At 72.2% G+C, this 11,500-nt stretch carries 4 protein-coding genes and 1 pseudogene; all 5 read left to right on the forward strand.

Going from position 1 to position 11,500, the window contains the following annotated elements; genetic code table 11:
- Positions 1 to 63 precede the first annotated feature (63 nt).
- A complete protein-coding gene (locus ACLZOT_RS39625; protein WP_416974024.1) occupies positions 64 to 1,488 on the forward strand; it encodes a polysaccharide deacetylase family protein in 1,425 nt (474 codons plus the stop codon).
- A 79-nt stretch (positions 1,489 to 1,567) separates the two neighbouring features.
- Positions 1,568 to 4,954, forward strand: coding sequence for a S8 family serine peptidase (locus ACLZOT_RS39630; RefSeq protein ID WP_416974025.1), 3,387 nt, complete (start codon positions 1,568 to 1,570; stop codon positions 4,952 to 4,954).
- A 415-nt stretch (positions 4,955 to 5,369) separates the two neighbouring features.
- Positions 5,370 to 8,051 carry a pyruvate, phosphate dikinase gene (ppdK, locus tag ACLZOT_RS39635; protein ID WP_416974026.1) on the forward strand — a complete coding sequence of 894 codons (2,682 nt, stop codon included), beginning with the start codon at positions 5,370 to 5,372 and terminating at the stop codon, positions 8,049 to 8,051.
- A gap of 499 nt (positions 8,052 to 8,550) precedes the next feature.
- Positions 8,551 to 9,765, forward strand: a complete 1,215-nt coding sequence (locus ACLZOT_RS39640) for a globin domain-containing protein (RefSeq protein ID WP_416974027.1) — start codon at positions 8,551 to 8,553, stop codon at positions 9,763 to 9,765.
- Positions 9,766 to 9,784: 19 nt separating this feature from the next.
- A pseudogene (locus ACLZOT_RS39645) lies at positions 9,785 to 11,374 on the forward strand (oleate hydratase); the annotation flags it as partial.
- Positions 11,375 to 11,500 lie beyond the last annotated feature (126 nt).

Here is an 11,500-nt window from a genome sequence, read left to right on the forward strand (position 1 = left end):
CCAGAACGACCGCGGCGCCCGCCGACGGCGTCCGTCCTCCCCTTCCCCTGGTTCTGGTCACACATGCGCACTCACACCCTGCTGCCCTCGCTTCTGCTGCTCGGCACACTCTCGATCACAACGGCCTGTTCCGCCGATCCCTCAGAGCCGGCATCCGCCGGCCCGTCACGAGCCGCCGCCGCGTCCCCCTCACCCGTCCGCGGCGTCGACCCGTCGAAGATCAAGGGCCTGCGGATCGTCAGCAACAGCAGCGAGCAGCGCTCCTGCCCCTTCGCCACCAGCTATCCGGACGTGCCCGGAGCGGAGGCGATGACGGCTGGGATGAAGAAGGACGTGGAGCAGCGTCTGGCCACTTTCCGTGAGGGCGCGTGCAGTGACGGCTCAGTCGCCGAGCTCAATGTCGGCCACGAGTTCCTGGTGGCTTCCGGCGATGTACTCGGCGTCCGGCTCACCACACAGGACGGCAGCGGCGCCGGGTCCGGGCTGTCGGCCAAGTCGTACTGGTACGACGGCGACGCGGGCGACTACGGCACTGCTCTCGGACTCATCGCCGACGACTCCCGAAACGCCTTCATCTCCGCCCTGAAGGACGAGCTCAAGGGACGCGAAGGCTTCGACCCGACCACCTACGACGCCACGCTCTCCGACCCGGCCTCCCGCGCCACCTCCCTGGACAACATGGCCTTCAGCGCTGACGGCGGGCTACAGGTGACCTTTGACAGCGGCGAGGTGGGCCCGCCGCCCGCCGGAACCTTCCTGGTGACCCTCTCCAAGAAGACGGTCACCCCCTGGCTGTCCGCGTTCGGCAAGCGCGCCCAGCGGCAGACCATGACCCCCAGCCGTTCGCTCGACCTGGGCGCGACGAACACCCCCGGCCCGGCCGTCCCCACCCACACCGCCTCCGGCGACGACGACACCGACTGCAAGCAGGTCACCTGCATCGCGCTGACCTTCGACGACGGACCGGCGGCTCCCGAGACCGCGACCCTGCTGAACCACCTGGCCCAGTACCAGGCGCGTGCCACCTTCTTCACCGTCGGCCAGAACATCGCCGCCCACCCCGACCTCGTACGCGCCGAGGCCCGCGCCGGGCACGAGGTCGGCAACCACTCCTGGAACCACCCCGACCTCACCAAGCTCACCCCCGCCCAGGTCGCCTCCCAGCTCAACCGCACCAGCGCCGCCATCAAGGCCGCCACCGGCAAGGAGCCCACCCTCTTCCGCCCGCCCTACGGCGCCGTCAACGCGACGGTCCGGTCGGCCACCAGCCTCTCCCCGGTGCTCTGGGACGTGGACACCGAGGACTGGAAGTACCGCGACGCCGCCAAGGTCGCCCAGAGCGTCATCGGCAAGGCGCGGCGCAACAGCGTCGTCCTGATGCATGACATCCACCCCACGTCCGTCGCCGCGGTCCCGCAGATCCTGCGCACCCTCACCGCCCGCGGCTACCACTTCGTCACGGTCAGCCACCTGCGCGCCAGCCTCTGAGCACCGGCCCCGCGTATCGGCCACCCCGTTGTCGAACCATCAGATCCCGGCGTGGAGCCGGACACCGAAGGAGTACGCATTGCCGCCCAAGTCAGTCAGGCGGGGGGTGCTCCCCGCCCTCGCAGGTGTGGTGACCCTCACGGTCGCCGTGCCGGGGCCGGTCGCGCAGGCCGCGGCCCCCGAAGCGACGTCGGTGGAGCAGCACACGGGCACAGCCGGAACCGTGACCCTCATCACCGGGGACCGGGTCGCCCTGCGCCCCCAGCCCGGCCGCGAGGCCCCCGCCGTGTCCGTTCTGCCCGGCAAGGGCCGGGAGGACATGGGCTTCCGCCTCGTACGCACCCTTCGAGCCGGGGCACAGCACATCAGCGTGATTCCCGATGACGCCGAGCAGCCCCTGTCCACCGGCAAGGTGGACGCGCGGCTGTTCGACGTCACGGAGCTGATCCGCATCGGCCGGGACGACACGCGCTCGCGCTCACTGCCGTTGATCGTCATGGAACGGGCCGACAAGAAGGCCGCCCGGTCCGCCCTCACCGCACACGGAGCCGACCTGGGCCGCACTCTGCGCGCTCTGAACGGCGGCACCCTCACCCAGCCGAAGAAGAGCACCAGCGGTCTGTGGCAGTCACTGCTCAAGGGACAGTTGTCCAGCCGTGTCAGCAAACTCTGGCTGGATGGCAAGGCGAAGGTCCTGGACGACGAGAGCAACAAGATCATCGGAGCCCCCGCCACCTGGAAGTCCGGCATCACCGGAAAGAATGTGCTGATCGCCGATCTGGACACCGGTATCGACGCCGGCCACCCCGACTTCAAGGGCCGCATCGCCGACTCGAAGGTTTTCATCGGCAGCAGCATCAAGGACGGGTTCGGGCACGGCACCCACACCGCCTCGACCATCGCCGGCACCGGCGCGGCGTCCCGAGGCACGTACGCGGGCGTCGCGCCGGGCGCCAGACTGCTCATCGGCAAGGTCTGCGACGACAACGGCGGCTGCCCGGACAGTGCGATCATCGCCGGCATGGAGTGGGCCGCGGCCAAGCAGGCAGTCGCCGTCAACATGAGCCTCGGCGACACCGTCAGCGACGGAACCGACCCGGTGTCCACCGCCCTGAACCGGCTCACCGCACAGACCGGCACCCTGTTCGTGGTGGCCGCCGGCAACGAGGGCGGGCCGACGGGCAACGGTGTGGACGGCACGATCGGCAGCCCCGGCAGCGCCGACGCCGCACTCACCGTCGGCAGCACCACCAAGAGCGACACGCTCAGCGACTTCTCCAGCCAGGGCCCCCGGCTCGGCGACGCCGCCGTCAAGCCCGACCTGGTGGCACCCGGCTCGGACATCATCGGCGCCCGCGCCGACGGCACCAACATGGACACGCCCGTGCCCAACCCGCGCTACGAGCAGGCGTCCGGCACCTCCATGGCCACCCCGCACGTCACCGGCGCCGTGGCCCTGCTCGCCCAGGCCCACCCCACCTGGAAGGCCGACGACTTCAAGCGGGCCCTGACCTCCTCGGCGTACGGCCTGAAGAACCTGACAGCCTTTCAGCAGGGCTCCGGCCGCCTCGACATCGTGCGCGCGCTGAAGCAGACGGTGAACGCCACCTCCGGCGCCGCCAACCTGGGCCTGTTCACCTGGCCGCACGCCGGCACCACCGCCACACGGCAGATCACCTACCGCAACGACGGCGACCAGGCGGTCACCCTCAAGCTCGCCCTGGACACCTACGGCCCGGGAGGCAGACGGGCCCCGGCCGGCATGTTCTCCCTGGACACGACCAGCGTGACCGTCCCCGCGCACGGCACCGCCACCATGAACGTCACCGGCCGTACCACCAAGGCCCAGATCGGCCGCTTCGGCGGCGCCGTCGTGGCCACCGCGGGTGACACCACGGTGCGCACGGCGGTCGGCCTGTTCGCCGAACCCGAACGCCACACACTGACCGTCACCGGCCTCAACCGCGAGGGCAAGCCGGCCGCCGGCGCGCTGCTGGCGGTCGTCGGCCCGCGCACCGGCATCCGGCAGGACATCCGGCTGGGCGCGGACGGCACGTTCCGGCTGCGCCTGCCACAGGACGACTACAACATCCTCGGCGTCGACGACAGCCTCGCCGGACTCGACGCCTCCGGCACCCGTACCGGCACCCGGACCCTGCTCGCCGCCACCGGCATCCGCACCGACCAGGACCGTACCGTGACCCTCGACGGCCGCCGGGCAGGCAAGGTCTCGGCCCGCACCGACCGCCGCGGCACCGTGATCTCCACCTCGGCCAGCCTCGAACTGACCCCCGCACAGGCAGGCGACAGCTACTCACTGACCGTCGTCGCAGGCGGCAAGGCCACCCTGTACGCCACCCCCACCGCTCAGGCCCGGGGCGTCACCTACGCCGCCTCCACCACCCTCACCGGCACCGACGCGCGCGGCGCCTACCGCTACTCCCTGCGCCAGACCCACAAGGGCGGCATACCCGCCGACACCAACCCCGTCGTCCACGACCGGCAACTCGCCACCGTGCGCGCCACGTACGCCTCCCAGGGCGGCAGGCGCGCAGTGGCCGTACGGTCCGACCTGCCGTCGGCCCCGTCGGAGCTGATGCCGTTCATCCCGACGCTGCGCACCGCACTGCCGAGCCGCCTGACCGAGTACTACTCCGCCACCCCCGGACTGACCTGGACGCACTACCTCGACCTCTTCGGGACGACGGACAGCCGACCCGACGGCAGTGCCCCCGACCATGACGAGACCACGGCGGTCCGCCGCTACCAGGCCGGACAGACCTACGGCATCGACTGGAACCGGGCCCCCGTCTCCCCGGCCGTCTACAGCTCCGTCCGCGAAGGCGACCATGTGTCCCTGGACCTCGTGCCGTACGCCGCCGCAGGCACCGGGCAGCACCTCGACTCCTCCGAGGCCGGGCTGTCACGCGAGGTCGTGCTGTCCTCGGGCGGACGGGTCGTCCACCGGGCCACCGACCTCCTGGACATCGGCTTCGACGTTCCCAGCGCCGCCAAGCGCCGCTACGACCTGACCGTCCGCACCACGCGCACGGCCGACTGGACGGCCCTCGGCACACGCTCCACGGTGACCTGGGGCTTCGCCTCGGCACGGCCTCGCGGCTCGACGTCCTCGACGCTGCCGCTGCTGACCGTCCGCACCGGGGGAGCCGTCGACCTCAACAGCGCCGCCCCGGCCGGCCGCACCTTCCGCATTCCGCTCACCGTGCAGCGCCCCGCAGGTGCCGAACGGTCGGCGGTCACGCGGCTGGCCCTCCAGGTCTCCTACGACGACGGCCGCACCTGGACGACCGTCCCTGTCACCCGCGACGGCACCACCGGCAGCGCCCTGCTCCGTCATCCGGGCCGTGCGGGATACGTCTCCCTGCGGGTCAGCGCGGCGGACAAGGCGGGCAACACCGTCACCCAGACCGTCGTACGAGCCTACCGACTCGCCACAGCCCACTGACCTTTGCCCGAGGACGCCCGGCAACTCCCGGTCCCGGAAGGAGAGCGGAGCAGCCGAGATCGGGTCTGTACGGTCTTCGGCGTAACTCTCGATCATGGAAGTAGCACCTGATGAGCGACGTGACTGTCTCTTCCGAGGCGGTTTGAGCGGGCCCCACCCAGGCGGCTTGGGTTCTAGAGGTGGTTACAACAGGGCCGACCGGTCCCCGAGAGAGGACCGGCAGTACCTCCCCAGCACATATATCGCCCCCGGACACTGAGGGCGTGCGGTCGCGTCCCCCCGTCGTGGCGCAGCCGATCACAGACTGCCGCCTCCGCCGCGGAGCCGCCCGGTTCGTGCCACCGCAGGGCCGCTGCCACTCGGCGGGACGCCATCGCGCGTATTCACCCCGCCATGCGACGAAGGAGACGGCTTCATGGTCCATTACGTGTACGACTTCGCAGACGGCCACCGCGACCTGGCCGGCCTGCTCGGCGGCAAGGGCGCGAACCTCGCCGAGATGACCCGGCTGGGGCTGCCGGTGCCGCCGGGGTTCACCGTAACCACCGAGGCATGCCGGGCCTTCCTCTCCACCGGCGCCGAGCCGGACGGTCTGGCCGGGGAGATCTCCGTGCACCTGGCCGCCCTGGAGGACGCGGCGGGGCGGCGCCTGGGGCAGTGCGACGACCCGCTGCTGCTGTCCGTGCGCTCAGGTGCCTGTTTCTCCATGCCCGGCATGATGGAGACGATCCTCGACGTCGGGTTGAACGACGACAGCGTGGCCGCTCTGGCGAAGGTGTCCGGGAGCGAGCGCTTCGCCTGGGACTCCTACCGGCGGCTGGTGCAGATGTTCGGCGCGACCGTCATGGGTGTGGACGGCGCGCTGTTCGAGGGCGCCCTGGCCGACCTCAGGCGGGCCCGCGGCGCGGCCGACGACCTGGGTCTGGACGCCGCGGACCTGGCCGGGCTCGTGGCGACGTACAAGGACGTGATCCGCCAGGAGACCGGGGAGGACTTCCCCCAGTCCCCACGGGAGCAATTGCGGCGCTGTGTCCTCGCCGTGTTCGCGTCGTGGAACGGCGAGCGCGCCCGGATCTACCGCCGTCGCGAGCACATCCCGGACAACCTGGGCACCGCCGTCACCGTCCAGACGATGGTCTTCGGCAATCTCGGCCCCGACTCCGGCAGCGGCGTCGCCTTCACCCGTGACCCGGCTACGGGGCGGCCGGGTCCGTACGGCGACTACCTGCCCAACGCCCAGGGCGAGGACGTCGTGGCGGGGATCCGCGACACCGTCCCGCTGTCCGCGCTCGCGGAGCTGCATCCGGACGCCTACGACCGGCTGCGCGAGCACATGAGGGTCCTGGAGTCCCATTACCGGGACCTGTGCGACATCGAGTTCACCGTGGAGCGCGGCCGGTTGTGGATGCTCCAGACCCGGGTCGGCAAGCGCACCGCCGAGGCGGCCTTCGTGATCGCCGCCGAGCTGGTCGACGAGGGCGTGATCACGGCAGAGGAGGCATTGGGGCGTGTCGGCGGGGAGGGGCTCGCCCGGCTGATGTTCCCCAGGTTCGACACCTCGGCGCTCGGAGCGCCGCTCGCGCACGGGCTGCCGGCGTCGCCGGGTGCGGCCACCGGGGCCGCGGTGTTCGACTCCGCCGAGGCGGTGCGGCGGGCGGCGGCCGGCGAACAGGTCGTCCTGGTGCGCGAGGAGACCACCCCCGACGACCTGCCCGGCATGATCGCCGCGCAGGCCGTGCTGACCGGCCGGGGCGGCCGTACCAGCCACGCGGCCGTGGTCGCGCGCGGCATGGGCACGGTGTGCGTGTGCGGGGCCGAGGAGATCGCCGTCAACACCGGCGCCCGGTGCTTCACGGTGGGTCACACCGTGGTTGAGGAGGGCACGGTCATCTCCGTGGACGGCTCCGAGGGCACGGTGCATCTGGGGGCCGTACCGCTGGTCGACTCCCCCGTCCTGCGGTACTTCGAAGCGGGCGGGCGTGGCACGGGGCTGGTCGACGCGGTGGCCCGCGCCATGGAACAGGCCGACTCCGTACGGGCGTTGGAGGTGCGGGCGAACGCCGACACCCCGGAGGACGCGGCCCGCGCCCGGCGGTTCGGCGCGCAGGGCGTGGGGCTGTGCCGGACCGAGCACATGTTCCTCGGTGAGCGCCGCGCGCTGGTCGAGGCGATGATCCTGGCCCGTGACAAGGCGGAGCAGGGTGAGGCGCTGGACGCGCTGCTGCCGCTCCAGCGCGAGGACTTCGCGGGCATCCTGGCGGCGATGGACGGGCTGCCGGTGACGATCCGGCTGCTCGATCCGCCACTGCACGAGTTCCTGCCCGACCGCACCGACCTCGCCGTGCGCGTCGCCGCCGCCGAGGCCCGGGGCGAAGTGCCCGACGGCCACGCGGTCGACCTGCTCGGCGCGGTGAACCGGATGCACGAGGAGAACCCGATGCTCGGGCTGCGCGGGGTGCGGCTGGGGCTGGTCGTACCGGGTCTGGTGGCCATGCAGGTGCGCGCGATCGCCGAGGCGGTCGTGGAGCGAGTACGGGCCGGGGGCCGTCCGCGGGCGGAGATCATGGTGCCGCTGGTCGGCGCCGTCGAGGAACTGCGCATCGAGCGGGCCGAGGTGGAGCGGGTCCTGGCCGAGGTCTCCGAGGAGTCCGGGGTGCCCGTGCACTGTCCCGTCGGCACGATGATCGAGCTGCCCCGGGCGGCGCTGACGGCCGGGCGGATCGCCGGGGAGGCGGAGTTCTTCTCCTTCGGCACGAACGACCTCACCCAGACCACCTGGGGGTTCTCCCGGGACGACGTCGAGGCCGCGTTCTTCTCCGCCTACCTCGACAAGGGCATCTTCACCGCCTCGCCGTTCGAGACCCTCGACCACGACGGGGTGGGCCGCCTGATCCGGATCGCCGTCGAGGAGGGCCGCGCCGCACGCCCCGGCCTGAAGATCGGCGTGTGCGGCGAGCACGGCGGCGACCCCGCCTCCGTCCGCTTCTTCCACACGGCCGGCCTTGACTACGTCTCCTGCTCGCCGTTCCGCGTGCCCGTCGCCCGCCTGGAGGCCGGGCGGGCCGCGCTCGACGGCGAGGGCTGCGATGACCGGTGAGGCTGCGGGCTGACGGACGAGGTGGCCCAGGCCGTCAACCGGCTGAACGTCCACTTCGGGCCTGGGCCGGTCGGCCCCTGCGGGGGACCAACGGAACCTGGGGCAGTGCCTCACTGACGGGAGACGCTGCGGGTGGAGGGCGTTCCCCTCCCCCATCCGCCCGACGACGGAGGCTCGCTCTTCATGGCCCGCGACGACGTCTCCACCCCGGCGGCCTCGCACGGGCAGGGGCACACCGGGGACCTCGCGGTGACGCGGGCGTACGACGGCTCCTCTTCCACCTCGCGCACGGCCGCATCGACTCGACACCGCTGCCGCGCCCTGTCCGCCCTGCCAACCACACCCCCAGACACGTCCATGACACCGCCACCTCGACCGACGGCATCGAGTCACCTGCCCCGAAGCCCGTCGGCTCCGGCCCCTGATGCGCGGCCTGCTACGCCGCCGCCGCGTCGGTCCGACCCCGTCGCCCTTCACCCGTACCGCTCCAGGAGGCTTCATGCTGTCCGCCGACTCCGCCGCCCTCGTCCGGGCCACCCTGCCCGCCGTGACGGGAGCGCTCGACGAGATCACCGCCCGTTTCTACGCCGCGATGTTCCACGACCGCCCGGAGCTCCTCGACGGCATGTTCAACCGGGGCAACCAGGCCAGCGGTGCCCAGCGCCGGGCCCTGGCCGGGTCGATCGCCGGGTTCGCCACCGCGCTGCTGGCCGACCCCGGTACACGCCCGGACGCGCTGCTGTCGCGGATCGCCCACAAGCACGCCGCCGTCGGCGTCACCGACGACCAGTACACGATCGTCCACAAGTACCTGTTCGGCGCGATAGCCGACGTCCTCGGCGACGCGCTCACCCCGCAGGTCGCGGCGGCCTGGGACGAGGTGTACTGGCTGATGGCAGGCGCGCTGATCGGCCGGGAAGCGCTCCTGTACCAGGAGGCGGGAGTGCGGCCGGGCGGGGTCTGGCGGCCGTGGACGGTCGTCGAACGCCGTACGGAGACTCCCGACGTCGTCTCTCTCCTGCTGCGCCCCGCGGACGGGGAACCGGCGCCGAGGGCGCGTGCCGGCCAGTACGTGAGTGTGCGGGTGCGCTTGGACGACGGGGTGCACCAGCTGCGGCAGTACAGCCTGTCGTCGGACCCGGGCGACGATCTGCGCAGGATCACCGTGAAGCGGGTGAGAGGGGAGGCCGGCGGGCCGGACGGTGAGGTGTCGGCGCTGCTGCACGACGATGTCCGCGCCGGGGACGAACTGCTGCTGTCCGCGCCCTTCGGTGACGTGTTCCTCGATGAACCGGCGGACGCGGAAGCCCCTCTCGTGCTCGTCTCGGCGGGCATCGGCTGCACTCCGATGACCGGCATCCTGGCGCATCTCGCCGCCGTCGGCGCGCGCCGCACGGTGCTGGTGCTGCACGCCGACCGCTCCCCCGCCGAGCACGCGCTGCGCGCCGAGACCCGCGAGCTCGTCGGCCGGCTGCCGGGCGGCAGCGCCGTCTTCTGGTACGAGCGCCCGGGGCCGTGGGAGCCCGACGCCCGCACCGGCCTGATGGACCTGTCCGGCGTGGGGCTCCCGGACGGCGCGACGGTGTTCCTCTGCGGCCCGCTGCCCTTCATGAGCGAGGTGCGCCGGCAGTTGCTCGCCACCGGGGTTCCCGCCCGCCGCGTCCGCTACGAGGTCTTCGGCCCCGACCTGTGGCTGCCCACCGCCACCGCCTGAACCGACGAAGCATCCGACCAGCACGAGGAGTTGTGGCATGGCCAAGGCATATCTGGTGGGCGGCGGCATCGCGGCGCTGGCCGCCGCGACGTACCTGATCCGGGACGGCGGTTTCGCCGGGTCCGACATCCACGTCTTCGAGCAGCAGCGGCTGCCCGGCGGGAGTCTGGACGCGGGCGGCACGCCGGCCACCGGCTATTCGATGCGCGGCGGGCGGATGTTCGAGGCGGAGTTCCGCTGCACGTACGACCTGCTGTCCCGGATACCCACGCTCGACGACCCCGCCGTCAGTGTCACCCAGGAGATCCTGGCCGGGCACGAGGAGTTCGCCTGGGACGACATCGCCCGGCTCGTCGACGCGGACGGCCAGGTGCTCGACCCCTCCTCGATGGGGTTCGGTGAACGCGACCGGCTGGAGCTGGTGCGGTGTCTGGCCACCCCGGAGAGACACCTGGACGACAAGCGCATCACCGACTGTTTCGGCGAGCACTTCTTCACCACGGCGTTCTGGCTGATGTGGTGCACGACGTTCGCCTTCCAGCCCTGGCACAGCGCGGTCGAGTTCCGCCGCTACCTGCTGCGGTTCGTGCACCTGTTCCCCGAGTTCGCGTCCATGTCGGGTATCCACCGCACCCGCCGCCACCAGTACGACTCGATCGTCCAGCCGCTCCTGGCGTGGCTCGGTGAGCGGGGTGTCACCGTGCACACGGGCTGCCGGGTCACCGACCTCGGGTTCGCGCCCGGTGTGCGCAGCGGGACGGTCGACGCGATCCATCTGAGCCGGCGCGGCCGCGAGGAGCGGATCGCCGTCGCTCCCGAGGACCTGGTGTTCGTCACCAACGGGTCGATGACCGATGCCTCCAGTCTCGGTACGCACACCTCTGCGCCGCCGCCCGCCCCTGAGCGCTCGGACGCCTGGCTGCTGTGGCACCGGCTGGCCCGCGGCCGGGAGAACTTCGGCCGGCCCGGTGTCTTCGACAAGCACGTCAAGGACTCCCGCTGGGAGTCGTTCACGGTCACCTCGCGAGGCACCGACTTCCTGGAGGCGTTCGAGAAGTTCAGCGGCCGTCCGGCGGGCCGGGGCGGGCTGATGACGTTGACCGCGTCGAACTGGCTGCTCAGCGTCGTCGTCCACCGCCAGCCCGTCTACCGCGACCAGCCGAAGGATGTCACCGTCTGGTGGGGCTACGGGCTGTTTCCCGGCCGGGCCGGCAACCACACCCCGAAGCCAATGACGATGTGCTCGGGCCGGGAGATCCTCGACGAGGTCCTGCGCCACCTGCCGTTCGACGAGGCGACCCGCGACCGGATCCTGGTGACCTCCACGGCCGTGCCCTGTGTGATGCCGTACATCACCAGCCAGTTCCTGGTCCGCCGCCACGGCGACCGGCCCGAGGTGGTCCCCGAGGGCTCCGTCAACCTGGCCTTCATCGGCCAGTTCGCCGAGGTGCCCGACGACGTCGTCTTCACCGTCGAGTACTCCGTGCGCACCGCGTGGACGGCGGTCTCCCGCCTGCTGGGCCTGGAGAGCCGGCCGCCGAAGGTCTACCAGGGCCACCACGATCCCCGGGTCCTGGCGGCAGCGCTGGAGACCATGCACCGGCGGTGAGCAGCACAGCGGCCCGGGGCCCCCCCCCCCGCGGGGCCGGGGCGCGGGGGGGGGGGCGCCCCCCCGGGGGGGGGCGCCCCCCCCCGCGCCCGGGGGGGGGGGGGGGGCGCCCGGGGGGGCGCGGCC

The sequence above is a fragment of the Streptomyces sp. 4F14 genome (genome assembly GCF_048159485.1).
GTDB lineage: Bacteria > Actinomycetota > Actinomycetes > Streptomycetales > Streptomycetaceae > Streptomyces.